General features: G+C 70.9%; 23 protein-coding genes. 11 read left to right on the top strand and 12 right to left on the bottom strand.

Annotated elements, in window-relative coordinates:
* Positions 1-178 precede the first annotated feature (178 nt).
* The 4 genes from ACFYQA_RS20775 (at position 179) to ACFYQA_RS20760 (ending at position 3,818) form a co-directional block, all read left to right on the top strand.
* Positions 179-1,006: a DUF4097 family beta strand repeat-containing protein gene (locus tag ACFYQA_RS20775; RefSeq protein ID WP_388919690.1), complete on the top strand. Its 828-nt coding sequence runs from the start codon at positions 179-181 to the stop codon at positions 1,004-1,006.
* A gap of 75 nt (positions 1,007-1,081) precedes the next feature.
* A complete protein-coding gene (locus ACFYQA_RS20770) occupies positions 1,082-2,581 on the top strand; it encodes a hypothetical protein (RefSeq protein ID WP_388919687.1) in 1,500 nt (499 codons plus the stop codon).
* Between the two features lie 145 nt (positions 2,582-2,726).
* Positions 2,727-2,954: a zinc ribbon domain-containing protein gene (locus tag ACFYQA_RS20765; protein ID WP_332427180.1), complete on the top strand. Its 228-nt coding sequence runs from the start codon at positions 2,727-2,729 to the stop codon at positions 2,952-2,954.
* A 102-nt stretch (positions 2,955-3,056) separates the two neighbouring features.
* Complete coding sequence (locus ACFYQA_RS20760; RefSeq protein ID WP_388919684.1) at positions 3,057-3,818, top strand: DedA family protein; 762 nt, start codon at positions 3,057-3,059, stop codon at positions 3,816-3,818.
* 82 nt (positions 3,819-3,900) lie between these two features.
* Here ACFYQA_RS20760 and ACFYQA_RS20755 read toward each other — a convergent pair whose 3' ends face one another.
* Genes ACFYQA_RS20755 through ACFYQA_RS20745 form a run of 3 tightly spaced genes read right to left on the bottom strand, consistent with a single transcriptional unit; the run spans position 3,901 to position 8,556 of the window.
* Entirely contained in the window at positions 3,901-4,713 is an 813-nt protein-coding gene (locus ACFYQA_RS20755) for an HAD family hydrolase (protein ID WP_388919681.1), read from the bottom strand.
* Positions 4,713-7,346 carry a phosphoribosyltransferase gene (locus ACFYQA_RS20750; protein WP_388919678.1) on the bottom strand — a complete coding sequence of 878 codons (2,634 nt, stop codon included), beginning with the start codon at positions 7,344-7,346 and terminating at the stop codon, positions 4,713-4,715. Before ACFYQA_RS20750 ends, ACFYQA_RS20755 begins: the two co-directional genes overlap by 1 nt.
* A 43-nt stretch (positions 7,347-7,389) precedes the next feature.
* Positions 7,390-8,556 carry an HpcH/HpaI aldolase/citrate lyase family protein gene (locus ACFYQA_RS20745; RefSeq protein WP_388919675.1) on the bottom strand — a complete coding sequence of 389 codons (1,167 nt, stop codon included), beginning with the start codon at positions 8,554-8,556 and terminating at the stop codon, positions 7,390-7,392.
* A gap of 204 nt (positions 8,557-8,760) precedes the next feature.
* On the opposite strand from ACFYQA_RS20745, the gene ACFYQA_RS20740 reads away from it, so the two are divergent.
* Entirely contained in the window at positions 8,761-9,669 is a 909-nt protein-coding gene (locus ACFYQA_RS20740; RefSeq protein ID WP_388919672.1) for a TerD family protein, read from the top strand.
* Positions 9,670-9,687: 18 nt separating this feature from the next.
* Here ACFYQA_RS20740 and ACFYQA_RS20735 read toward each other — a convergent pair whose 3' ends face one another.
* From ACFYQA_RS20735 to ACFYQA_RS20710, 6 genes are all read right to left on the bottom strand, one after another.
* Entirely contained in the window at positions 9,688-10,425 is a 738-nt protein-coding gene (locus ACFYQA_RS20735; RefSeq protein ID WP_388919669.1) for a Tellurium resistance, read from the bottom strand.
* A gap of 195 nt (positions 10,426-10,620) precedes the next feature.
* Positions 10,621-11,760, bottom strand: a complete 1,140-nt coding sequence (locus tag ACFYQA_RS20730; RefSeq protein WP_388919666.1) for a DUF475 domain-containing protein — start codon at positions 11,758-11,760, stop codon at positions 10,621-10,623.
* Between the two features lie 75 nt (positions 11,761-11,835).
* Positions 11,836-12,411, bottom strand: coding sequence for a TerD family protein (locus ACFYQA_RS20725; protein WP_388919663.1), 576 nt, complete (start codon positions 12,409-12,411; stop codon positions 11,836-11,838).
* 182 nt (positions 12,412-12,593) lie between these two features.
* The gene (locus ACFYQA_RS20720) at positions 12,594-13,169 is read right to left on the bottom strand and encodes a TerD family protein (protein WP_388919660.1); all 576 of its coding nucleotides are present in this window, start codon (positions 13,167-13,169) and stop codon (positions 12,594-12,596) included.
* A gap of 146 nt (positions 13,170-13,315) precedes the next feature.
* The gene (locus tag ACFYQA_RS20715; RefSeq protein WP_386404227.1) at positions 13,316-13,774 is read right to left on the bottom strand and encodes a peroxiredoxin; all 459 of its coding nucleotides are present in this window, start codon (positions 13,772-13,774) and stop codon (positions 13,316-13,318) included.
* Positions 13,775-13,932: 158 nt separating this feature from the next.
* Positions 13,933-14,370, bottom strand: a complete 438-nt coding sequence (locus ACFYQA_RS20710) for a DUF3052 domain-containing protein (protein ID WP_388919657.1) — start codon at positions 14,368-14,370, stop codon at positions 13,933-13,935.
* 411 nt (positions 14,371-14,781) lie between these two features.
* Between ACFYQA_RS20710 and aceE the strand changes: the two genes are divergently transcribed.
* The gene (aceE, locus tag ACFYQA_RS20705) at positions 14,782-17,529 is read left to right on the top strand and encodes a pyruvate dehydrogenase (acetyl-transferring), homodimeric type (protein WP_388919654.1); all 2,748 of its coding nucleotides are present in this window, start codon (positions 14,782-14,784) and stop codon (positions 17,527-17,529) included.
* 138 nt (positions 17,530-17,667) lie between these two features.
* Here aceE and ACFYQA_RS20700 read toward each other — a convergent pair whose 3' ends face one another.
* Complete coding sequence (locus ACFYQA_RS20700) at positions 17,668-18,015, bottom strand: small hydrophobic protein (protein WP_388919651.1); 348 nt, start codon at positions 18,013-18,015, stop codon at positions 17,668-17,670.
* Between the two features lie 292 nt (positions 18,016-18,307).
* Here ACFYQA_RS20700 and ACFYQA_RS20695 point away from each other — a divergent pair, with 292 nt between their 5' ends.
* The 3 genes from ACFYQA_RS20695 to ACFYQA_RS20685 all read left to right on the top strand — a co-directional run bounded on the left by ACFYQA_RS20695 (position 18,308) and on the right by ACFYQA_RS20685 (position 20,822).
* Positions 18,308-18,601 (top strand): hypothetical protein, encoded by a 294-nt coding sequence (locus tag ACFYQA_RS20695; protein ID WP_388919648.1) that lies wholly within the window; start codon positions 18,308-18,310, stop codon positions 18,599-18,601.
* An 87-nt stretch (positions 18,602-18,688) separates the two neighbouring features.
* Positions 18,689-19,906: an alpha/beta hydrolase gene (locus ACFYQA_RS20690; protein WP_388919645.1), complete on the top strand. Its 1,218-nt coding sequence runs from the start codon at positions 18,689-18,691 to the stop codon at positions 19,904-19,906.
* 67 nt (positions 19,907-19,973) lie between these two features.
* Positions 19,974-20,822, top strand: coding sequence for a DUF4429 domain-containing protein (locus tag ACFYQA_RS20685; RefSeq protein WP_388919642.1), 849 nt, complete (start codon positions 19,974-19,976; stop codon positions 20,820-20,822).
* 239 nt (positions 20,823-21,061) lie between these two features.
* Here the strand turns inward: ACFYQA_RS20685 and ACFYQA_RS20680 are convergent, their stop codons facing one another.
* Positions 21,062-21,538 carry a MerR family transcriptional regulator gene (locus ACFYQA_RS20680; protein ID WP_388919639.1) on the bottom strand — a complete coding sequence of 159 codons (477 nt, stop codon included), beginning with the start codon at positions 21,536-21,538 and terminating at the stop codon, positions 21,062-21,064.
* Between the two features lie 97 nt (positions 21,539-21,635).
* Between ACFYQA_RS20680 and ACFYQA_RS20675 the strand changes: the two genes are divergently transcribed.
* Both ACFYQA_RS20675 and ACFYQA_RS20670 read left to right on the top strand, forming a co-directional pair.
* Positions 21,636-22,130 (top strand): GNAT family N-acetyltransferase, encoded by a 495-nt coding sequence (locus ACFYQA_RS20675; protein ID WP_388919636.1) that lies wholly within the window; start codon positions 21,636-21,638, stop codon positions 22,128-22,130.
* 18 nt (positions 22,131-22,148) lie between these two features.
* Positions 22,149-22,976 carry a serine hydrolase domain-containing protein gene (locus ACFYQA_RS20670; protein ID WP_388919633.1) on the top strand — a complete coding sequence of 276 codons (828 nt, stop codon included), beginning with the start codon at positions 22,149-22,151 and terminating at the stop codon, positions 22,974-22,976.
* Here ACFYQA_RS20670 and ACFYQA_RS20665 read toward each other — a convergent pair.
* Positions 22,942-23,385, bottom strand: a complete 444-nt coding sequence (locus ACFYQA_RS20665; protein ID WP_388919630.1) for an ATP-binding protein — start codon at positions 23,383-23,385, stop codon at positions 22,942-22,944. The two genes, ACFYQA_RS20670 and ACFYQA_RS20665, sit on opposite strands and share 35 nt — an antisense overlap.
* Positions 23,386-23,399 lie beyond the last annotated feature (14 nt).

Raw genomic sequence — 23,399 nt, 5'->3', positions numbered from 1 at the left:
GGGTTGACGAAACAGATAGGGGCACCCCCCCCGATCCCCTCAGCGTTCTTCCCCGGTTCCGTCCTGGGGGTAACCCCACCTCGAATCCGGGAGTGGCCCGGATCCCCCTGCGGGTCCCGTCTCCGTACGGTCGAAGAGCGCCGGAAAGCGCGACCGTCCGTCCCAGGGGGAGACCGTCATGACCCGCACGACCCGCACGTTCAGTACCACCGGTACCACCCGCGCCACCGCCGGCTCCTCCCGTGGTGTGCGCCTGCGCGCGGTCGCCCTCGGCGGGGCCTCCGTGGTGCTCGTCGGCGGGCTGACGGCCTGCGGGGCGTCGGCCGCGGACGACACCGACCCCGACCGCCGGTCCTTCGACCTGCCGGGCAGCACCCTCACCGTCGACTCCGACGACTCGGCGCTCGAGATCGTCGCCGTGGACCGAAGCCCGTCGGGGAAGGTCGAGGTCACCCGGTGGTTCCAGGGCACCGTCGCCCTCGGCACGGACCCGAAGGCCACCTGGTCGATGGAGGGCGACCGGCTGAAGCTGCGGATCAAGTGCTCCGGCGTCGTCGCCAACTGCTCCGCCAAGCATCGTGTCGAGGTGCCCCGCGGGGTCGCCGTGAAGGTCGAGGAGGGCGACGGCGGTGTGCGCGCCCGGGGTTTCCGCGACGCGCTGGACATCCGTACCGGGGACGGCTCCATACACGTCACCGACACCACCGGTCCCCTGACCCTGCGGACCGGCGACGGATCGGTGCGGGCCGAGGTCGCGTCCCGCACGGTGCGCGCCCGGACCGGCGACGGCTCGATCCGTCTGGAGCTGAGCGCCGTACCCGACCTGGTGGAGTCCCGCAGCGGCGACGGTTCCACCACCGTCGAACTGCCCCGGGCCGCCTACCGGGTGACGTCCGGGACCGGTGACGGCGCCGAGAAGGTGTCGGTGCCCCGCGACGACACCAGCTCCCATGCGGTGGACGTCCGCACCGGCGACGGGAGCCTCACGGTCCGTACGGCGGACTGACCGACCCGTGTGTTCGCCCCTCACCGGTGGGACAATGGCCATCGGGAAGGGCGAACGACAGTACGGGAGAGGGATGTGACGGCGATACCAGAGCAGCCGTACTCGCCGTCGAGACCACGCGTGGGCCGTACGCGTGGTCTTCTGTCCGGGGTTCCGGTCTTCCGGAGCCCTGCCTTCCGGGGCCCCGTCTTCCAGGGCCCCGGAAGGCAGGGCCCCGTCTTCCGGGGCCGGGTCACTCGGGACCGGGGCACCGGTCCGCTCCGTGACACGCTCGCGCTGACGGTCCTGCCGCTGGTGGCGGTGCTGGCCCTGCCCGCCGCGTTCGCCGGCGGCGGCACCCGGCGCTGGTTCGGCGGGCGGGCCGAGAACCAGCGAGCCGAGGCGCAGGCCGCCAAGGACGCGGCGGCGGCCGCGTTCTACGAGCTGGACACCGCCCAGCGGGACCTGCGGATCTCCATCGAGACGATCACCGCCGTGGACAGTTCCCCCGCCGCCCGCCGCGCCGTCGCCGACTTCGAGGCGCTCGGCCGCCGGATCGACGAGGCCAGCCACACCTACATCGACGCCGTCGACGCCCATGATCTCGACCGCCACGACCTGGAGGCCTCCGCCGCCTCCCGGGCCCGCACCGAACTGACCGCCGCCAAGGGCGAGCTGGACCGGGTCAAGCGGGAACTGGACCGCTTCACCGACGGGCTCGGCCCCCTCCTCGGCAAGGCCGAGACCCAGCTGGCCCGGCTCGCACCCGCCGTCGAGCGGGCCCGTCAGGCGCTGCTCGCCGCGTCGAACGCGCTGGACACCGCCCGTGCGGCGAAGCTGCGGGCCGATGATCTCGCCGCCCGGCTCGCCGCGCTCTCCACGGAGCTGACCAAGCTGAACCAGGGCGCCGGGCAGCACGGCGTGCCGCAGACCCTGGAGCGGGCCGAACGGGTCATCCGCCAGGCCGAGGCCATCCGCGCGGAGGCCGACCGGCTGCCGGAACAGGCCGCCGAGACCGGCCGCCGGCTGGTCTCCCTGCGCACCCGCGCGCAGGCCCTCACCACCCGCAGTGAGCAGGTGGAACCGGTGCTCAGCGAGCTGCGCCGGCGCTTCAGCGCCGCCTGCTGGCAGGATCTCCAGGGCGTCCCCGCCCTGGCCACCGAGAACGTGCGGCAGGCCGAGAGCAAGCTCGCCGAGGCGAGCACCGCACGCGACGAGCAGCGCTGGGCGGACGCCACCGCGCTGCTGTCGACCGTACGGGCGCTGCTGAACACGACCGACGAGGCCGTGTCCGCCGCCGGAGACCGGCTGCGGCAGCTGAACGCCGTGCAGAAGGACCCGGAACAGGAGATCGAACGCACCCGCTTCGCCATCCGGGACGCCCAGCGCCTGGCCATGGCCGGCCGTCACACCCCGGACCCGCGCCACGCACACCCGCTGGACAGTGCCGTGGCCCGGCTGGAGCGGGCCGTCGCCGCGCTGGAGGGCCGCCACCCCGACTACTGGCACTTCCTGACGGAGACGGAAGCGGTCAGACAGTCGGTGGCACGGGTGGTGGCCCTGATCCGTGAGGACCGGGGCGGCTCCGCCGGCTGACCGGTACGGATCCGGCCGCCCCCGCTACAACCCGCAGCCGCAGCCCGCGGCCATCGGCCCGCGCCCCGCAGCCCACGCACCTCGGCCGGCGGCCACCGCCACGGGCCACGGGCCACAACCGCCGTCCGCCGGTTAGCCTGTACTCATGCCTCGCTACGAGTACCGCTGCCGGACCTGCGGCGACACCTTCGAACTGAGCCGTCCCATGGCCGAATCCGCTGCCCCGGCCGACTGCCCGGCAGGACACGACGACACCGTGAAGCTCCTGTCCACGGTCGCCGTGGGCGGTGCCGCCCAGGCACCGGCTGCCGCTCCCCGCGCGGGCGGAGGCGGTGGTGGCGGGGGCTGCTGCGGCGGAGGCTGCTGCGGCTGACCGCCCCCGCCCCGGCGGCACCCGGGCGTCGGGGCGCGGCCAGGGAGCTGTCGGGGATCTTCCTCAGGTTCTCTTCAACTGCGGCTCCGTACGGTTGCCTGCATGACAGCCGTCGCAGCGCACACCGTGTCCGCCGCAGCGGGCGGGGAAGCCGGGCCCCAGTGGGTCAACGACCTCATGGACACCTTGGGTGCGCCGGGGGCGGGGCTCGCCATCGCGCTGGAGAACCTCTTTCCGCCGCTGCCGAGCGAGGTGATCCTGCCGATGGCCGGGTTCGCCGCGAGCAGCGGGCGGATGGGCCTGCTCGCCGTACTGCTGTGGACGACGGCCGGTTCGGTGATCGGTGCGCTCGCGCTGTACGGCGTGGGTGCGCTGCTCGGCCGGGAACGGACGGTGGCGATCGCGGGGCGGCTGCCGCTGGTGAAGGTCTCGGACATCGAGAAGACCGAGGCGTGGTTCCTGCGGCACGGGACCAAGGCGGTGTTCTTCGGCCGGATGATCCCGATCTTCCGCTCGCTGATCTCGGTGCCGGCCGGTGTGGAGCGCATGCGGCTGTCCGTGTTCCTCGGTCTGACCACGCTGGGCAGTGCCCTCTGGAACACCGTCTTCGTGCTCGCGGGCTACGCGCTGGGCGAGAACTGGCAGCAGGTCACGACCGTCGTGTCGGCCTACTCGAAGGTGGTCCTCGGCCTGGCCGCGCTGGCGGTGCTCGCGTTCTTCGTCCTGCGGATGCTGCGGCCGGGTGCCGGCCGCAGGCGGCGCGACCGGCAGGCGGGCACGGAAGAGGTACGGCCGTCGGACTCCCCCGAGGAGGACGACCCCGCCGACCGGTACGACCTGGCCGGCCGGGGACGCCACGGCTGACTCCGCTCACAGCTCCCCGGCGGCCTCGCCGAGGCCGCCGCCCCACTGAGGCCGCCCGCGGGGGCCGCCCGCGGGGGCCGCCTCACCGGCCCTGGCGCGCCGCTCCCAGGAACTCCCGCAGGATCTCCTCCCCGGCCACGACCCCGCGCTCGGGGAGCGCGGTGATCCCGGGGGCCGTCCAGTCGGCGTCGGCCAGTTCACCGTGGCCGGGGCGCCAGCCCCGGTCGGCGGCGAGCAGCAGGTCGGCGTCGAGGAGCGAGTCGCCGGCGGCGAGGGTGAGGTCGGCACCGGTGCGGCGGGCGACCTCGCGCATGGCCGCGCTCTTGGTGAGCGGCTTGGGTACGGCGTAGATCTTGCGGCCCTGCAGGGAGACCGTCCAGCCGCGGTTCTCCGCCCAGACGGCGAGTTCCTTCACCCACTGCTCGGGCAGCAGCTCGCGCTCGACGACGAGGTAGGCGAAGAGGTCCTCGGCGACGCGGTGCTTGCGCGTCCAGGCCGGGTCGGCGGTCCGCTCCAGATGGCCGCGTACCTCGGAGAGCGGGGCGCACTCGGCGGCGAGGCGGGCGCTCACCCGTGCGTGCCAGTCCGGGTCGCTCTCGCCGTCGACCAGGAGGTGGCCGCCGTTGGCGCAGATCGCGTACGCCGGTGCGGGGCCGGGGAGGCTGATGCGCCGGTACTGCTCGCGGGTGCGGGTGGTGGTCGGTACGAACACGGCGGTGTCGGCGAGTTCGGTGAGGAGCCGGGCCGCCGTCTCCGTCAGGTAGGACAGCGGTCGGCTCTCGTAGACCTCCACGCACAGCAGGCGCGGGGCCTCGGCGTCGGGTCCGGTCAGGGCGAGGGCGTTGGCGGAGTAGATGAGGGTGCGGTCGAGGTCGCTGGCGACGAGAACGGTCATCAGGACGTCACCGCCCTGCCGTCGGCGCCGGTCGCGCCGCGCGTGTACCGGGGGTGGATCAGGCCGACGCAGGTGTAGGGCAGTTCGGCGACCTCCTCGACGGGGACGCCCCGCTGCTCGGCCAGCAGCCGTACGTGGTCGAGGTCGTGGCCGGCTCCGGCGCGCGCGAGGATCTTCCACGGCACGCGGCGCAGCAGGACGCGGGTGGTCTCGCCGACGCCGGGCTTGACGAGGTTCACGTCGTGAATCCCGTACTCCTCACTGATGCGTTCGACCGCGGCCCAGCCCTCCCAGGTGGGGGTGCGGTCGGTGGCGAGCAGTTCCTTGGCCTGGGCGCAGGCGTCGTCCGTGACTTCGGGGAAGCGGGCGGAGACGGCGTCCAGGAAGGCCACCGAGGCGTCCGCGCCGGCGAGTTCGCGGTAGAACTTGGCGCCGTGGAAGTCGTCCGGGCCGACCAGGTCGGCGCGGAGGACGGTGCGTGAAATGAGGCCGGAGACGGTCGAGTTGAGGCAGGCGGACGGGATCAGGTAGTCCTCGCGGGTGCCGTACGTCCGCACGCAGGAGCCGGGGTCGGCCAGTACCGCGATCTCCGGGTCGAAGCCGGTGACGCCGTGGGTCTTCTCGAACTCCTCGACGGCCTGGGCGAGTTCGCGGGTGATGGCGCCCTTGCCGGTCCAGCCGTCGACGAAGACGACGTCTCGGGGGTCGTGGTGGGCGGCCAGCCAGCGCAGCGCGTTGGCGTCGATGCCCCGGCCGCGGACGATGGAGACGGCGTAGTGCGGGAGGTCGAGCCGGTGGCGGTACTGGGCCCAGCGGCGCATCAGGATGCCGATGGGGGTGCCGGCCCGGGCCAGGGAGACGAGCACCGGGCGCGGGGACCTCTCGGCGAGCACGGTTTCGGTGACCACGCCGACCGCGTGGGCGAGGCGGGCCGCCGAGGTGTGCAGGGCCGCGCGGAACAGCTCCTGGTAGTCCACGCTCGGCTGGTATTCGACGGGCAGGGACTCGGCGTAGTGCGCGCCGCCGCTCTGGATGGCCTCCTCGCGCTCCTCGGTGGGTGCCTCCAGGGTGACGTCGGAGAGGTCCTGGAGCAGCCAGCCGACTTCTTCGGGCGCGTACGAGGAGAAGGCGGGGCCGCGAAGGGGCTCGGGCAGCATGGGTGCGGGCCTTTCGGGGGCGGCCGGGGAACCCGGGGCGTCCGGTCCGGCCGGCGCGTCAGGTGGGGCGGGTGCGTACGACGGCACGACCGCGAGGAGGACCTGCGGGGTGTGGGCGGCGAGTTCGGTCAGCAGCCCGCCGGGCACGTGCAGGGCGGGGGTGTCCGCGGCCGAGTCGACGACGGCGACGACGGTGTCGAAGCCGGCTCCGGCGACGTTGTAGGCGTAGCGCTCGCCGGGGCCGTCGGCGGGGTCGTCGTGGGCGGGGAAGGCCAGCCGGGTGCGTATCGCGTAGCCGGGGTCGTCCACGGCGAGGACGGGCGAGCGGGTGGTGGTCGAGAAGCGGACCTCGGCACCGGCCTTCCGGGCGGGCGGTGTCTGCTCCGGACTCTCTCCCCGCTTCTCTCCCCGCTTCTGCTCCAGCTTCTGCTCCAGTGTGTGGGCGAGGCGGAGCGGGGCGTACATCAGTTCCTCGAAGCCGAGGACGAGGACGCGGCGGGCGCCGTCGGGCAGGGCGTCGGCGAGCCTGTCGGCCATGGCGGGCAGGGCGTCGTCCAGGCGGGCGCGGTGCGCGGGCGTGAACCCGTGCCGCCCGCCGTCGGGCAGCCCGTCCGGCCAGCCCAGTTCGAAGCGTGCGACCCGGCCGGCCCGCGGTGCCGTCCCGGCCGCCGTCTGTGCGGCCTCCTCCGCCTCCTGGCGGGCCACGAGCTCCCTCCCCTTCTCCAGCACGCCCTCCGGGAGCCGTACCGTGCCCGAGAGGGTCGTCACCAGGTCGACACGGGCGCCGATCCCGCGGGCGAAGTCGTCCAGCCGGCCGGTGTCGGCGGGCGAGCGCATGTCGACCAGGGCGACGACCACGTACCGCCGCCGGGGGTGGCGTGCGTGCAGGTCGCGGATGGTGTTCAGGATCGTGTTGCCGGTGGAGAACTCGTCGTCGACCAGGACCAGCGGCCCGTCCCCGGCCAGCAGTCCGGGGTCCTCGGGGAGCAGCAGGTGCGAGGTGGCGTGGGAGTGGGACTCCTCGAAGCCGCCCGCCGTGGCGACCCCGGGGACCGGGCGGCGGGTGGAGTGCAGGCAGGGGGCGACGCCCAGACCGTCGGCGACCGAGTGGCCGAGGCCGGTGGCGGTTTCGGCGTACCCGAGGACCACCGCCCGGTGCGCCTGTTCGCCGAGCAGTTCGCGGACCCGGCGGCCCAGGGCGACGCCGTGGCCGTACACGACGGCGGGCGACTGCGGTACGTGCTTGCCGAGGACGTGGGACACCAGCAGGTGCGCCCGCTTGGGGTTGCGGCGCAGTGCCAGCCCGAGCAGCCCGGTCAGCCGGTCGTCGCCCGCCAGCTCGACGCCGAGGCGCTCGGCGACCCAGCTCCCGGACCAGACGTCCCCGGCGGGTACGTCCCCGGCCGGTATGTCCTCGCCGGTCCGCGATCCTTCGCGCGCCTCGCGGCGCACTTCCTCGTTCACTGCCTTCTCCATGGATTCCTTGCCGTCGGTCCGGTCGGGTCGTCGGGGCGTCGGGTCACTTGGCCAGGCCGGCCGCGAGCAGCTCCACGAACCCGATGTCCTCGTTCGCGACGCCGAACACCTCGGCGCGCAGCACGGTCCGCTCGGCCCAGGCGCGGTGCGGCTTCACCTCGTTCATTTTGTTCGTGTACGCCGACCTCATGACACCGCCGCCGTCGCGTTCCGGCCGCAGGATGTCCTGGGCGTCGCTGTACTCCTCGTGGCTGACGACGGACAGCGCGTGCACGGGCAGGACGTGCGAGGGGTGGATGCAGGTCTTGCCCTGCAGTCCGTTGGCCCGGTCCAGGGAGATCTCCCGCAGCAGGCCGTCCATGGCGTGCTCGATCAGTGACTGGCGCAGCTTCACGGCCTTCACCTCGAGGAACGGACTCTGCCGCAGCTGCGGCTTGAACATGCGCTCCTGGGCCCGGAAGTACTCCCAGACCGGCCCGGTCACGGTGAATCCGGTGCCGTCGACCCGGGCCAGCATGTTCACCACGTCGGCGATCACGGAGGCGACGAGCTGGAGGTCGTAGGCCGTCATGTCGGGACCGCGGCGCAGCCCGTACGGGGAGCAGAAGTCGGTCACGCCGAGGCGCAGGGCGAGGACCCGGTCGCGGTACTTGTCGACCGCGCGGAGGATGCCCTCGAGGGTTTCCACCCGGGTCTCGCGGTAGAGCAGCTCCGGGGACTCCAGCACCGGCATCGCGAAGAGGCGGTGTCCGCCGGAGGCCTCGGCGACGGTGAGGGCCTCGAGGAAGGGCGTGCCGCGTTCCTCGGTGAACTTCGGCAGGACGAACCCGGACAGCAGCCCGGCGATGGGGCCGAGGCGTCGGACGAGGTCGGGTATCTGCTCGGGGGTGCGGACCCGGATGAACAGCAGCGGCAGATCGGCCCCGGGCCGGCCGGCCAGGTCGGCGAACTGGGCCACGAGGTTCGCCTCGCCGGCGGCCACGTCGTCGTCGCCTATGGAGTCCTCGAGGCACAGCACCATCGAGACCACGCCGTTCCCGGCCTGCTTGACGATGTCGTCGGCGAGCCGGGGGCGGGTCGCGGGGCTGTACAGCGTGGCGCCGAGGGCCATGGAGAGCAGGCGGGCCGGGGACTGGGCCGTGAACCGGCCCGGCTCCCGGTGGAAGAGACGTTTCCGCGCCGCAGGGGCGATCTGTCCGAAGTGATGCATTGAACTCCCCCTGGGCCGTGGGACATGCTGAGGAATGGCTGTGGAATGTCGGAAGGTGGCCGGTAATAGTACGTACGTATCGATGTCGGCGGTTCCCGCCGAGTGTGAACTTCGGGTGACCCGGTCGTGTCGGTGCCGGTCGGCGTCGGCGCGTGCCGGTACCCCGCATTGTCGTGACCAGGACGGAGAAGGCAGGATGACCGCATGACGCACGCCATGCTGAAGGGGTCGAACGTCCCGCTCCGGACCACCACGGTACGCGCCGTGCTGCGCTGGTCGCCTGGCCAGGGGGTACCTGACGTGGACGCGTCCGCTCTGCTTCTCGGGCTCGACGGCCGGGTCCGGTCGGACGAGGACTTCGTCTTCTACAACCAGCCCCGGCACCCCTCCGGCAAAGTGTGGCGGCTGGGCAAGAAACGCGTCGCCGAGAGCCTGACCGACACGATCCAGACAGATCTCGGCGGGGTCGAGGAGGGCGTCGGGCGGATTCTGCTGGTGGCGTCGGCGGACGGTGTCACCTTCGACACCGTGGACACCCTGCGCATCCTGCTGTACGACGCCGAGGCCCCGGACGCGGAGGCGCTGGCGTACTTCGACGTCACGCCGGAGACGGGCCGGGAGACCGCGCTGATCTGCGGTGAGCTGTACCGGCGCGGGGACGGCTGGAAGTTCCGGGCGCTCGGCGAGGGCTATTCGAACGGGCTGAAGGGCCTGGCGACGGACTTCGGGATCTCGGTGGACGAGTCGGAGGCCGCACAGGAGCCTGTGGCCGCCGACGCCGCCCCGCCCGCGCCCTCGGTCTCCTCCGATGCACTGACCCAGGTGCATGCCCCCGTCGTGGTCGATCCGTCCCTCCCGCTGCCGTCCGAGCAGCCGCCGGGAGTCCCGGCGCAGCCCGCGTACGGCTACCCGCCCCAGCAGCCGCCAGCCACGCAGCCGGCCTACGGCTACCCGCAGCCGACCGCCCCGCCCGCCTACGGCTACCCCCAGACGTCCCCCGTGCCCGCCGTCGCAGCGGCCCCGGCCGGCTACGGCTACCCGCACCCGGCCGCCCACACCCCCGACCCCGACTTCCGCCTGCCTCCGCAGGGGCCGCAGTTCATCGGGCGGTAGGCCCCTCCTGGAGCCCGGTCACCGCCCCGTCTTCGACTTGAAGCCACGCCCCCACTGCAGGCCCCAGCCGTAGAGGCGGTCCAACTCCCCCTGGAAGCCGTAGACGAACTTCACCTCGCGGTGGACGATGATCTCTTCCTTGATGTTCTCGATCATCACCACCGCGCAGGAGCGGGCCTGCGGGTGGCGTTCGTCCAGGCTTATCTCGATCCGCGGGCCGTTGCCGGGGTAGAGCGTGACCATGGCCTGGGTCCGGTCGAAGGCGGGTGTCTGGTCGTAGATGTACACGAAGACCAGCAGGCGTTTGATGTTCTCGCGCTGGTCCAGGTTGACGTAGAGCGTCTCCCCCGAGCCCGAGCCGAACCGGTCGTCGCCGCTGAGCTTGACGTACGGCGGCCCGTTGACGTCGCCGAGGAAGCCGCCGAGCGGCTGGACCACGCCCTTGGTGCCGTCCTGGAGTTCGTACAGGCAGCCGAGGTCCAGGTCGACGTTGACCATGCTCTGGCTGTGGGCGATGACCTCCGGGGGCTTGAGCGCCTTGAAGGGGTGGCGCAGCAGGCTCTCCCGCTGGGGGCCGCCCAGGTCGGAGGTCCGCATCCGCCAGCTCAGGTTGACCCGGAGATTTCCGGTGGCCGCGCCCTGTCTGGTCAGGGACACCTGCGCATACCGTTTCGTCAGCTCGATGGCGTTGGTCGCCGCGTTGCCCGAGTCGAAGGCGCTGTCGTTTCCGCGCCACAGTCCGTCCAGGAAGCCCATTCCCGCCCCAAGTCCACTCGTCGAACCCCGCTGCCCCGCTGATACCGCTGCCCCGTGATCCCGCTGCCCTGCTGTCCCGCCCGCCCCTCACGGGTCGTCCGGCGCCCGTGAGGGCTCCGGACGGCCGTCGGGGCGGCCCCGAGGACTGGTCCTCGACGGCCGCCCCGAACAGAGCGTTCCTCACCAGGAGGGCTGTCACACCCCGGAGGAGACCTCGGTCTTCTCGCCCGAGCCGCCCTCGGCCGCCGCGTGGGCCTTGTTGCGGCGCACGGAGGACCAGAAGGACAGGCCGATCAGGAAGACACCGATGAGACCGGTGATGATCTCGTTGACCTCGTACTGGATCGTGATGAGCAGGAGCGCGGCGAGTGCGCCGATCGCGTAGTGCGCGCCGTGCTCCAGGAAGACGTACTCGTCGAGGGTGCCCTGGCGGACCAGGTAGACCGTCAGCGAACGGACGTACATGGCGCCGATACCGAGGCCCAGGGCCATCAGCACGATGTCGTTGGTGATGGCGAAGGCGCCGATCACGCCGTCGAAGGAGAAGGAGGCGTCCAGGACCTCGAGGTAGAGGAACATGAAGAACGCGGCCTTGCCGCCGATGGCGAGGGCCGTCTTGGGCTTGCCGGCCTGCGCGGCCTTCTCCTCCTCCTCGTGCTCGCGCTCCTCCGACTCCTCGAGCCGGTTCTCGAAGTAGCCGGAGAGTCCGCCCACGATCATGTAGGTGATCAGACCGCCGATACCGGCGAGGAGGACGGTTTCCGCCTTGTCGACATGCATGCCGCCGTGCTGGTGGGCGTTGGCCCCGACCGTCAGGGAGGCGATCAGCAGAACGATCAGCGCGATACAGGCCGACAGCATGTCGACCTTGCCGAGCTTGGACAGCGGGCGCTCGATCCAGGTCAGCCACTTGATGTCCCGGTCCTCGAAGATGAAGTCCAGGAAGATCATCAACAGGAACATGCCACCGAAGGCGGCGATCGACGGGTGGGCGTCGGTGACCAGTTCCTGGTAGCGGTCCTTGTCGGTGAGGGCGAGATCGACCGCCTCGATGGGTCCGAGCGAGGCACTGATGGCGACGATCACGACGGGGAAGACCAGCCGCATACCGAAGACGGCGATCAGGATGCCGACGGTGAGGAAGATCTTCTGCCAGAAGGCATTCATCTTCTTCAGGATTCCGGCGTTGACCACCGCGTTGTCGAAGGACAGCGAAATCTCGAGGATCGAGAGGATCGCCACGATGCCGAAGGCGGTCCACCCCCCGAAGAGGATCGCTGCGACCAGGCCGAGCGCGGTGACCGCGAACGACCAGCCGAAGGTTTTCAGAACCACTGGCTACCCCATCATGTGTGGGGGGCTCCCCCGGACGATCTCCGGAGGAGACTCTCCCCGCTGCCGTAGTCGGCTTTACGAAACATTGACTCCGAAGTCTAGAGCGATGCCTCGCAGCCCGGACGCGTACCCCTGCCCCACCGCCCTGAACTTCCATTCACCCTGATAACGGTAGAGCTCACCGAAGATCATCGCGGTTTCGGTGGAGGCGTCCTCGCTCAGGTCGTAGCGGGCGAGTTCCTGGCCGTCCGCCTGGTTGACGACTCGGATGAAAGCATTACTGACCTGACCGAAAGCCTGGCCGCGGTCGTCGGCCAGGTGGATGGAGACCGGGAAAATGATCTTGTCGCACCGGTCCGGCACCTTGGAGAGGTCGACCAGCAGGGACTCGTCGTCGCCCTCGCCCTCACCGGTGAGGTTGTCACCCGTGTGCTCCACCGAGCCGTCCGGGCTGTGGAGCTGGTTGTAGAAGATGAACCACTCGTCCCCCATGACCCGGCCGCCGCTGCACATCAGTGCGCTGGCATCGAGGTCGAAGGGGGCTCCGGTGGTGGAGCGTGCGTCCCAGCCGAGCCCGATCAACACCTGCGTGAGGTTCGGTGCGGCCTTGGACAGGGAGACGTTTCCTCCCTTGGCGAGTGTGACGCCCATATTGCTGGTCCCTCCCCGGGTGATGTTTCTCGGAAGCCGCTGTCCAGCACCGGAAGGGCTCGGGCAACAGCTTCACAGGTGGTCCTGCGCGTGCGGCGCCGCACGTAAACCGTGCGGCGCCGGACGGAACAGCCGTGCGAGACGTTCGTGTCCCGGGCGTCGATGCCCGGGACGCGAACGTCTCAGACGTTCACACCGAAGTCCTGGGCGATGCCACGCAGACCGGAGGCGTAGCCCTGGCCGATGGCGCGGAACTTCCACTCGGCGCCGTGCCGGTACAGCTCGCCGAAGACCATGGCGGTCTCGGTGGAGGCGTCCTCGGACAGGTCGTAGCGGGCGATCTCGGCGCCGCCGGCCTGGTTGACGACGCGGATGAACGCGTTGCGCACCTGGCCGAAGGACTGCTGGCGGTTCTCGGCGTCGTAGATCGACACCGGGAAGACGATCTTCTCGATCTCGGCGGGGACACCCGCGAGGTCGACCTTGATCTGCTCGTCGTCGCCCTCGCCCTCACCGGTGAGGTTGTCGCCTGTGTGCTCGACCGAGCCGTCGGGGCTCTTGAGGTTGTTGAAGAAGACGAAGTTGGCGTCGTTGGTGACCTTGCCGGTGTTGTTCACCAGCAGCGCACTGGCGTCCAGGTCGAAGTCGGTGCCGGTCGTGGTGCGGATGTCCCACCCCAGTCCGACGATGACCGCGGTCAGGCCCGGCGCCTCCTTGGTCAGCGATACGTTGCCGCCCTTGCTGAGGCTGACTCCCACGAGTCCTCCATTGATTGTCCGGGGGCAGGAAGCCCCGTCGTGCGTCGGATGTCGGATGTCGGATGTCGGATCAACGAATCGATCCTAGTAATGGGTTCCCGGCCACCGCAGGTCCCGGGACCGGAGAAGCACCCCGTCGGGCGTGCTCACAGCGTGTCGAGCGCCTCGACGTAGTCGTTCAGGTCGCGTGCGTCGGGCAGCGCGTTGACGACCGTCCACCGGACGAGGCCCTCACGGTCGATGACGAAGGTCCCCCGTACGGCGCAGCCCTTGCCCTCGTCGAAGACGCCGTAGGCGCGCGAGACGTCCCCGTGCGGCCAGAAGTCCGACAGCAGGGGGTACTCCAGGCTCTCCTGCTCGGCGAAGACGCGCAGGGTGTGGATGGAGTCGGTGGAGACGGCGAGCAGTCGCGTGTCGCCGTCGGCGAGGCGGGCCGGGCCGTCGCGCAGGGCGCGCAGCTCATCGGTGCACACGCTGGTGAAGGCGAAGGGGTAGAAGACGAGCACCACGTTCTGACGGCCGTGGTGGTCGGACAGCCGGACGGGCGCGCCGTGGTTGTCCTTGAGCTCGAAGTCGGGGGCATGATCGCCGACCTGGATCGCCATCGCCTGGATCGTCCCTTCGGGGGTACTGTTCCCGGTCTGTTCCCTGGGAACAGACTACGCAAGGGGTACGACAATGGCCCGGACGGGCTGAGCTGATCAGCCCGTCCGGTACACAGCGGGGGACGGCCGGCCGCGTGAGCGGGGCCGCCGCCGTGGTTCTACCTCCGGGACTTGGCGGCCTTGGGAGTGGCCAGCCTGCTGCCGCTCCAGTCCTTGCCGACGCTGACGCCCTTGGCGGCGGTAAGGCCGGCGGTGGTGGCTGCTTCCGAGATGTCACTCGGCTCCACGTATCCCGAACGGCCGGTCTTCGGCGTAAGGAGCAGGATCGCCCCGCCTTCCTCGATGTACGTGCCGGCGTCCACCAGCGCATCCGTCAGGTCGCCGTCGTCCTCGCGGAACCACAGCACAACGGCGTCAGCCACGTCGTCGTAGTCCTCGTCGACAAGGTCGCTCTCGATGACGCCCTCGATGGCCTCGCGGAGCTCCTGGTCGACGTCGTCGTCGTAGCCGATCTCCTGGACCACCTGCCCGGGCTGGAACCCCAGCCTGGCGGCAGGGTTCGTCCGCTCCTCCGCGTGGTCCGCGGTCGCGCTCACGGTTTGCCTCCTGATCATGGTTTGGGAATATCTCAGCCACGCGCGGGCGCGCGGCGTTGGCCGTAGTCCACACGGGCGGGACGGATCGCGCAAGTACCCGGCCGCCCGGACCGCCTAAACGGTGACGATCCTGGCCGGGCCACCGCAACTCCAGGCACATCATCCTGACTCACAGCGACTTGCACCATACCCTTGTGCCCCGAATGGGCGTTTGGGAACTGTATACGGGTACGAGACTCGCATGACTCCGAGATTCGCTCCGTACGCGCCACCGTACCGGTGTCGGGTGCGGGTTACCTATCGGTAGAGATGACGTGCGCGGCCCCGGGGTGGAGCATGGGGATCGCGCAGACCCGGCTGCATCAGTGAAGCAGCGGCCTCCTCACGGCCCTTCGACAGGTAAGGAACAGCGTGGCTTCCGCATCCGATCGCAACCCGATCATCATTGGTGGCCTTCCGAGTCAGGTTCCTGACTTCGACCCCGAGGAAACCAAGGAGTGGCTCGACTCCCTCGACGCCGCCGTCGACGAACGCGGCCGGGAGCGGGCCCGCTATCTGATGCTGCGCCTGATCGAGCGGGCCCGCGAGCGGCGCGTGGCCGTGCCCGAGATGCGCAGCACGGACTATGTGAACACGATCCCCACCCGCGCGGAGCCGTTCTTCCCTGGCAACGAGGAGATCGAGCGCAAGATCCTCAACGCGACCCGCTGGAACGCGGCGGTGATGGTCTCGCGCGCGCAGCGGCCCGGGATCGGTGTCGGCGGCCACATCGCCACCTTCGCCTCCTCGGCGTCGCTCTACGACGTGGGCTTCAACCACTTCTTCCGCGGCAAGGACGAGGGCGACGGCGGTGACCAGGTCTTCTTCCAGGGCCACGCCTCGCCGGGCATCTACGCGCGGGCGTACCTGCTGGACCGGCTGAGCGAGCGGCAGCTGGACGGCTTCCGGCAGGAGAAGTCGAAGGCGCCCGAAGCGCTGTCGTCGTATCCGCACCCGCGTTCGATGCCGGACTTCTGGGAGTTCCCGACCGTGTCGATGGGCCTCGGCCCGATCAGCGCGATCTACCAGGCCCGGATGAACCGCTACATGCAGGCGCGCGGCATCACCAACACCTCGAAGTCGCACGTGTGGGCGTTCCTCGGCGACGGCGAGATGGACGAGCCGGAGTCGCTGGGCCAGCTGACGCTCGCGGCCCGGGAGAACCTCGACAACCTCACCTTCGTCGTCAACTGCAACCTGCAGCGCCTGGACGGGCCGGTGCGCGGCAACGGCAAGATCATCCAGGAGCTGGAGTCGGTCTTCCGGGGCGCCGGCTGGAACGTGATCAAACTGGTCTGGGACCGCTCCTGGGACCCGCTGCTCGCCCAGGACCGGGACGGCGTCCTGGTCAACCGGATGAACACCACGCCGGACGGCCAGTACCAGACGTACGCCACCGAGTCCGGGGCGTACATCCGCGACCACTTCTTCGGTGACGACCACCGGCTGCGCGCCATGATCGAGAACATGACCGACGACCAGGTGCTGCACCTGGGGCGCGGCGGTCACGACCACAAGAAGATCTTCGCGGCGTACCAGGCGGCGATGGACCACAAGGGCCAGCCGACGGTGATCCTCGCCAAGACGGTCAAGGGCTGGACACTCGGCCCGAACTTCGAGGGCCGCAACGCCACGCACCAGATGAAGAAGCTGACGGTCGACGACCTCAAGGGCTTCCGCGACCGGCTGCACCTGCCGATCCCCGACAAGGAGCTGGAGTCCGGCCTGCCGCCGTACTACCACCCGGGCCGGGACTCGGAGGAGATCCAGTACATGCACGACCGCCGCAAGTCGCTCGGCGGGTACGTGCCGACGCGTGTACTGCGCTCGAAGCCCCTCGCCCTGCCCGAGGACAAGACGTACGCGAACGTGAAGAAGGGCTCGGGCCAGCAGTCCATCGCGACGACCATGGCCTTTGTCCGTCTCCTCAAGGATCTCCTGCGGGACAAGGAGATCGGCAAGCGATTCGTGCTGATCGCGCCGGACGAGTACCGTACGTTCGGCATGGACTCCTTCTTCCCGAGCGCGAAGATCTACAACCCGCTCGGACAGCAGTACGAGTCCGTGGACCGCGAGCTGCTGCTCGCGTACAAGGAGGCACCGAACGGGCAGATGCTGCACGACGGCATCTCCGAGGCCGGCTGCACGGCCTCGCTGATCGCGGCCGGCTCGGCGTACGCCACACACGGCGAGCCGCTGATCCCGGTGTACGTCTTCTACTCGATGTTCGGTTTCCAGCGCACCGGTGACCAGTTCTGGCAGATGGGCGACCAGCTGGCGCGCGGTTTCGTCCTCGGCGCGACCGCGGGACGTACCACTCTGACCGGTGAGGGCCTTCAGCACGCGGACGGCCACTCGCAGCTGCTGGCGTCCACGAACCCGGCGTGCGTGGCCTACGACCCGGCCTTCGGGTTCGAGATCGCGCACATCGTGCAGGACGGCCTGCGCCGGATGTACGGCACCGACGAGCAGCATCCGCACGGCGAGGACGTCTTCTACTACCTGACCGTCTACAACGAGCCCATCCGGCACCCGGCCGAGCCGGCGAACGTGGACGTGGACGGCATTCTCAAGGGCCTGTACCGCTTCAGCGAGGGCACGGCGGGCTCGATGCCGGCCCAGATCCTCGCCTCCGGTGTCGCGGTGCCCTGGGCCCTCGAGGCGCAGCGGATCCTCGCCGAGGAGTGGGACGTCCGGGCCGACGTCTGGTCGGCGACCTCCTGGAACGAGCTGCGGCGCGAGGCCGTGGAGTGCGAACGGCACAACCTGCTGGGCCCGGAGGAGGAGCAGCGGGTGCCGTACGTCACCCGGAAGCTGTCCTCGGCCCAGGGGCCGGTCCTGGCGGTGTCGGACTGGATGCGCTCGGTGCCGGACCAGATCGCGCGCTGGGTGCCGGGGACGTACCAGTCGCTGGGCGCGGACGGTTTCGGCTTCGCCGACACGCGCGGGGCGGCCCGGCGGTTCTTCCACATCGACGCGCAGTCGATCGTGGTGGGAGTGCTGACGGAGCTGGCCCGCGAGGGGCACGTCGACCGGTCCGTGCTCAAGCAGGCCATCGACCGCTACCAGCTGCTCGACGTGGCCGCGGCCGACCCGGGTCCGGCGGGCGGCGACGCATGACGCGGGCGCGCGGCGCATGAAGAGCTGCGCATGAAGAAGGGCCTCCGGCGTTCGCCGGAGGCCCTTCTTCCGTTCCGTTCCGGAGACTTCTGCCCTGTTGTTTCCGGGTCGCCCGGATCGTCCGGGTCGCCAGGGTGGTCAGAACACTCCGTAGCCCGGGCCGGTGGCCGAGGCCAGCCAGATGACCGCCAGCAGTGTGTCGATGGCGCCCAGGACCACGGCGATCAGTGCCGGGAGCGAGCGGGACCCGCCCCAGCTGCGGCCCATGGTGAGCCAGCCGCAGACGATCGCCACCGGGCCGAGGACGATCCCCAGCACGAAGAATCCGGCGACCGCGCAGATGACTCCGATGATTCCGAGCGTCGCGCGATCCGGCCCTCCCCCAAGCTCTCGGCTTCGCTCGAGCAGGGGGGACCCCCATCGTGACCACGTCCGGCCACGTGAGCGGGGGTGCCTGCGCGCGCTGTTCCCGAAGCTCGCCATCATCAACTCCCTGAACCCCTAGGTTGGTTGGAGTTGTAGCGGGGTTCGACATGCGGGTACCCCGGCTCGGAGCGTGAATGCCCCCGAAACGAGGGCGGACGAGCCGCCGCCTGCGCGCTGCCCCCCTCCGGCAGCGCGCCGCAGCCGCACCCCCAGGCCTCATCCAGGCCCTACGGAGAACATGACCCACTGTCACCTGTGGCACCCTTCGAACGGAAGGGATCACCGCATAGGTTCACCCTGACGAGCGAACCCCGGTCACCGAGGCCGGTTCAGGTTCCGTCAGATGTGGCCGATGCCCGCACTGCTCGCCGCGCGTCTGCGGCACTCGAGTGAACTGGAGGAGCGGCCGGCCCACGTGATCGCCGGCCGTGAGGGCGTCGACCTGGACACCGATCCCCGGCCGCACATCCTGGTGGCCGCCGTCTGCGGCGTGGTCCGGGTGGCGGAACGGTCCCGGTCCGCCGGGGACTCCGGCCTCACCGGCCGGCGTGAGCTGACGACGGCTCACCTGGACCAGCCGGGACCCGCTCTGGCGGGGCCCGCTCTGGCGGGGCCCTGGAGCGACGCCCGACCCACCTCCGGGTAACCACTGCTCACCCATCGACGCACCGAAACGTGATACCCGTCACTTGGCTGACGCGAGACCCTCTCGTTCTCCTAGTGTGTCCTGTCAGTGACTTCCTTCGACACCACCCCGCAACTGAACCTGTGGCGTGCGCTCCTCGCACTGGCCGTCGTCTTCGTGATGCTGGCGACCACCGGTTGGACGGCACTGCGCCAACAGCGGGACACGGCACCGCTCCCGGCCTCGCTCATCGCCTGGGAGCAGGGGCACATAGGAGGCCGCCGGCTGCCCGGCCCCGAGACCGCGCCCGCCGAACTGGCCCGGTTCTTCGCCTCCCTCACCAAGGCGCAGCGGACGGGCCTCGCCCACCGCTTCCCCCTCGCGGTCGGCAACATGAACGGAGCCCCGGCCGCGCTGCGCTACCGCGCCAACCGCATCGCGCTGGGGCAGGCCCGTGAGGTCGAGCGGGAACGGATGCGCGACAAACGGCTCACGCCCGCCGGACAACATCAGGCGGGCCGCCGGATGAACCGCTTCACGGCCCTGATGAGCCCGGGCCGCCAGATCCTCGCCTTCGACCCGTCGGGCCCCGGCCGGGTCGCCGAGGTGCTCGGCAACCTGCGCGGGGCCGAGCGGGTCTCGGTCGTCGTCCCCGGCGTCGACACCGACCTGCTCACCTTCCAGCGCAGCCACCGCCGCTATACGGCGCCCGTCGGCATGGCCCGGTCGCTCTACGCGGCCGAGCACACGGCGGCCCCCTCGACCCGTACCGCCGTGATCGCCTGGGCCGACTACACCGCGCCCAGCGGGCTCGGCATGGAGTCGGCGATGGCGGCGCGCGCCGAGGACGGCGCGGCACGCCTCGGCGCGCTGCTGCGCGCCCTGCCCGGCGAGGCCCGCGTCTCCCTGTTCTGTCACAGCTACGGCTCCGTGGTGTGCGGGCTCGCCGCGCCCACGCTGCCCGGCCGGGTGACCGACATAGCGGTGGCCGGCAGCCCCGGCATGCGGGCCGAGTCGGTCACCGACCTGCGCACCCACGCACGGGTGTGGGCGATGCGGGACGCCGACGACTGGATCCAGGACGTGCCCTACCTGGAGGTCGGCGGACTGGGGCACGGGGCCGACCCGGTGTCCCCGGCCTTCGGAGCACGCGTGCTGTCGGCGCGTGAGGCCCGAGGACACAGCGGGTACTTCGTGCCGGGCACCGACAGTCTGCGCAACTTCGCCGAGATCGGTGTTGGCGCATACCGCGCGGTGGACTGCGCACACGAGGACGGCGTATGCCGGACGGGTTTGTCCGGCGCCGCCGCATCGGGACGCGCGTAGAGAACGGAGGAACTGCGGTATGCACGGGGAGGGGACGAAAAAGCTCGTGCCGCATACGATGAGCCGCATGGGTGACGTACTGGCCGGATTTCACGCTGCCTGGGAGTTCACGTCCGACTCCGTGCTCATCCGGTACGAAAGGGGGATCAGAACACCCAAGTTGTTTCAGGCACTCGGGGAACGCCGCATCCCCCTGGAGGCCGTCGCCGGAGTGACGCTGACCCCCGGCAGACGCGACACCGTCGTGCTGCGCATCGAGCCGCGGCCCGGCGCCGACCCGTTGATGGAGGCGGCGGCCGGACAGCTGAAGGACAGCTGTGACCCCTACCGGCTCGTGCTGCCCGCCGAACGCGGGACGCTCGCCGAGTACTACGCCGACGAGCTCCTCGCCCTGCTCACCGAGTCGGGTCCCGCCGAGCGCCATCTGGTGTCCGCCCCGACAACACCGCTGCACTTCAAGGCGTACGACGGCAGGGCCTCCTTCGACGGGAAGGCGGTCTCCTTCCGCTGGTCCTGGACGGGGGCCTCGTCCGCGAAGTGGAAGGCCGGCGACCAGCGTTTCCCCGTCGAGGAGTTGTGCGGCGTGGAGTGGCGCTCCCCGGAGGTCTTCGAAGGACATCTGCGACTGCTGCACCACGACGAGCCCGCCCGGTCACCGCACGCCGACCAGGACCCGGCGGCCGTGGTGTTCGGGCTGGGCTACGGACCCGTGCACGAGTCGCTGCCGTTCGCGGCGGCCGTACTGGCGGCGGCGCGGACGACCGCGCCGGTGCCCGTGGCGGCCGCGGCCGCCGTGCGCCGCGACCCCGCGGACATCGCCGACCGTATACGCCACCTCGGGGAACTGCACCAGGCGGGACTGGTGACGGACGAGGAGTTCTCCGTGAAGAAGGCGGAGTTGCTGGCGGAGCTGTAGGCGCCCCGGTCGAGGCACCCCGCCGGGTCCACGGCGGGGTCCACAGCGGGGGCGACTCGTGGGTGCCGCCGCATCCCGGCCGCCCGGCGGGTACGCCGTCGGCGAAACCGTGAGCACTGTGCGGCACGGTGTTCACGGCCATCACGGCCTTCACGGCCTTCACGGCCTTCACGGATGAGCGCCGGTCGAGCAGAGGAACCGTCAGTGTTCACCGCCCAGCCCTTCGGTACCGCCGTCGCTCAACGCGACCTCTCCGACGCCAGGGCGCGCCCGGCGTCCGCGTAGAAGCTGATCTTCCGGTCGAGCACGGCGAGGGTGCCCTGGAGCTCGGCGATCCGGGCCATCACGTCCTCGCGGGTCGCCTTGAGGAGTTCGAAGCGGTCGGCGTAGGTGTGGTCGCCCTCCCGCACCATCTCCGCGTACCGGACCATGTCCGCGACCGGCATCCCGGTCAGGCGGAGCTTGCCGACGAGGGCGAGCCAGTCGAGGTCGCGGTTGCTGTAGCGGCGCTGGCCGGTGTGCGACCGGTCGATGTGCGGCATCAGCCCGATGCGCTCGTACCAGCGCAAGGTGTGCGCGCTCAGCCCGGTGAGGGCGGCCACCTCACTGATCGTGTACTTGTCCGCGCCGTCCGGCCGCCGGTCGCCCTGCGGCGGCCCGGCGCAGGTGTCGGTCCTGGCACCCGTGTTCTCACCCGTGGTTTCCGTCACCGTCATACCCTCCACGCTAGATCCCTGGAGTGCACTCCAGGCAAGCACGGCCGACGGGAAAACGGCGGGAGGGCGGGAGGCCTGGCCGATTAACATGCCGGCCATGACTCGTGCACCTCGCTCACCTCGTTTACCTCGTGTGCGCCGTGCGGTGCCCGAAGACGCGGAGGAAGTACTGCGCCTGCGCCAGGTGATGATCGACTCGATGGCCCGGTCCTCCCCCGCCACGGACTGGCACGCCGACGCCCTGCCGGTGCTGCGCGCGAAGCTCGCCGAGCCGGCCGGCCCGTTCGCGGCGTTCGTCGTGGACCACCCGGAGCGGGGCGGGCTGTCGACGCTGGTGGCCGGCACGATCGAGTACCGCATCGGCGGCGCGCACGACCCGCACGGCACCGACGGCTATGTCTTCAGCGTCGCCACCGACCCGGACGCCCGCCGCCAGGGTCACGCGCGCGCCTGCATGGAGGCCCTGCTGGAGTGGTTCCGCGAGCGGGGCGCCTGCCGTATCCGTCTCACCGCGTCCTCGCAGGCCGAGCCGCTGTACGCCTCGATGGGCTTCACACGGCGACCGGACCCGTTGCTCGAGCTGCGGCTGTGAGCGCATACCCTCGAAGGCATGTCGCTCAAGAGCCTCGCGTCGATCGAGAACTGGCCGGTACCCACCGCGGCGGCGGGAGTCGTCCGGGCGGACGGCACCGTCCTGGACACCCACGGCCCCACCGGCCACCGCTTCCCGCTCGCCTCGGTCACCAAGCCGCTCGCGGCGTACGCGGCGCTCGTGGCGTACGAGGAGGGCGCGATCGAGCTGGACGAGCCGGCCGGCCCCGAGGGCTCGACGGTCCGCCACCTCCTCGCCCACACCTCCGGCCTCGCCTTCGACGAGCACCGGGTGACCTCCGCCCCCGGTGAGCGCCGCCTGTACTCCAACGCCGGGTTCGAGCAGCTCGGCGACCACATCACGAAGGCGACGGAGATCCCGTTCGCCGAGTACCTGCGGCAGGCGGTGCTGGAGCCGCTGAGGATGACGTCGACGTCCCTCGACGGCACCGGCTCCCCGGCGAAGGACGGCACGTCCACGGTGGACGACCTGCTGCGCTTCGCCGCCGAGGTGCAGGCCCCGCGTCTGCTGGACCCGCGCACGGTCGCCGAGGCGATGACGGTCCAGTACCGGGGCACCAAGGGCGTCCTGCCGGGCTACGGCCACCAGAACCCCAACGACTGGGGCCTCGGCTTCGAGATCCGCGACTCCAAGTCCCCTCACTGGACGGGCGGTTCCTCCTCGCCCCGTACCTTCGGCCACTTCGGCCAGTCGGGCACGTTCCTGTGGATCGACCCGGCGGCGGGTGTCGCCTGCGCGGCCCTGACCGACCGCGCCTTCGGCCCCTGGGCGGTCGAGGCCTGGCCGCCCTTCACGGACGCGGTCCTGGCCGAGATCCGCGGCTGACCTCACACTCGAACCACACCACTTTCCCCCGCCCGCCCGGATCCGGAGTCGTCCCCCACCGGTCCGTCACCGCCTCGATGAGCAAGAGCCCGCGCCCGCCCTCGGCCAGCGCCTCCTGCGCTGCCGCCACGGGCAGTCGCGGGCACGCGTCGGAGACCTCGGCCCGGACCGCCCCCGGCAGCAGCAGGAAGCAGATCCCGCAACGGCGGCCGGGGACATGCCGGATGACGTGGGCGAGCAGCTCCGACAGCGCGAGTTCGGCCGCGTCGGCGACCTCCAGCAGGCCGGAGCCCTTGAGGTAGAGCCACAGGATGCGCCGCAGGTGCCGGACCGAGTGCTCGCCCAGGGCGAACTCGGCCCGGTACCGCGTCTCGACGTCCGCCGCACGCGGACCAGTTGCATGATTCACACCACCAGAATGCG

Source organism: Streptomyces sp. NPDC005774 (assembly GCF_042871645.1).
Taxonomy (GTDB): domain Bacteria; phylum Actinomycetota; class Actinomycetes; order Streptomycetales; family Streptomycetaceae; genus Streptomyces; species Streptomyces pratens.
Note: the sequence above shows the minus strand (reverse complement) of the source record. Positions and strands in the feature narration are given on the sequence as shown.

What these genes read in the sequence shown, in the direction of transcription:
- ACFYQA_RS20775 (WP_388919690.1), top strand. Translation starts at nt 179, where the DNA reads ATGACCCGCACGACCCGCACGTTCAGTACCACCGGTACCACCCGCGCC.
- ACFYQA_RS20765 (WP_332427180.1), top strand. Translation starts at nt 2,727, where the DNA reads ATGCCTCGCTACGAGTACCGCTGCCGGACCTGCGGCGACACCTTCGAA.
- ACFYQA_RS20760 (WP_388919684.1), top strand. Translation starts at nt 3,057, where the DNA reads ATGACAGCCGTCGCAGCGCACACCGTGTCCGCCGCAGCGGGCGGGGAA.
- ACFYQA_RS20755 (WP_388919681.1), bottom strand. Translation starts at nt 4,713, where the DNA reads ATGACCGTTCTCGTCGCCAGCGACCTCGACCGCACCCTCATCTACTCC.
- ACFYQA_RS20750 (WP_388919678.1), bottom strand. Translation starts at nt 7,346, where the DNA reads ATGGAGAAGGCAGTGAACGAGGAAGTGCGCCGCGAGGCGCGCGAAGGA.
- ACFYQA_RS20745 (WP_388919675.1), bottom strand. Translation starts at nt 8,556, where the DNA reads ATGCATCACTTCGGACAGATCGCCCCTGCGGCGCGGAAACGTCTCTTC.
- ACFYQA_RS20740 (WP_388919672.1), top strand. Translation starts at nt 8,761, where the DNA reads ATGACGCACGCCATGCTGAAGGGGTCGAACGTCCCGCTCCGGACCACC.
- ACFYQA_RS20735 (WP_388919669.1), bottom strand. Translation starts at nt 10,425, where the DNA reads ATGGGCTTCCTGGACGGACTGTGGCGCGGAAACGACAGCGCCTTCGAC.
- ACFYQA_RS20725 (WP_388919663.1), bottom strand. Translation starts at nt 12,411, where the DNA reads ATGGGCGTCACACTCGCCAAGGGAGGAAACGTCTCCCTGTCCAAGGCC.
- ACFYQA_RS20715 (WP_386404227.1), bottom strand. Translation starts at nt 13,774, where the DNA reads ATGGCGATCCAGGTCGGCGATCATGCCCCCGACTTCGAGCTCAAGGAC.
- ACFYQA_RS20700 (WP_388919651.1), bottom strand. Translation starts at nt 18,015, where the DNA reads ATGATGGCGAGCTTCGGGAACAGCGCGCGCAGGCACCCCCGCTCACGT.
- ACFYQA_RS20695 (WP_388919648.1), top strand. Translation starts at nt 18,308, where the DNA reads ATGCCCGCACTGCTCGCCGCGCGTCTGCGGCACTCGAGTGAACTGGAG.
- ACFYQA_RS20685 (WP_388919642.1), top strand. Translation starts at nt 19,974, where the DNA reads ATGGGTGACGTACTGGCCGGATTTCACGCTGCCTGGGAGTTCACGTCC.
- ACFYQA_RS20680 (WP_388919639.1), bottom strand. Translation starts at nt 21,538, where the DNA reads ATGACGGTGACGGAAACCACGGGTGAGAACACGGGTGCCAGGACCGAC.
- ACFYQA_RS20675 (WP_388919636.1), top strand. Translation starts at nt 21,636, where the DNA reads ATGACTCGTGCACCTCGCTCACCTCGTTTACCTCGTGTGCGCCGTGCG.
- ACFYQA_RS20670 (WP_388919633.1), top strand. Translation starts at nt 22,149, where the DNA reads ATGTCGCTCAAGAGCCTCGCGTCGATCGAGAACTGGCCGGTACCCACC.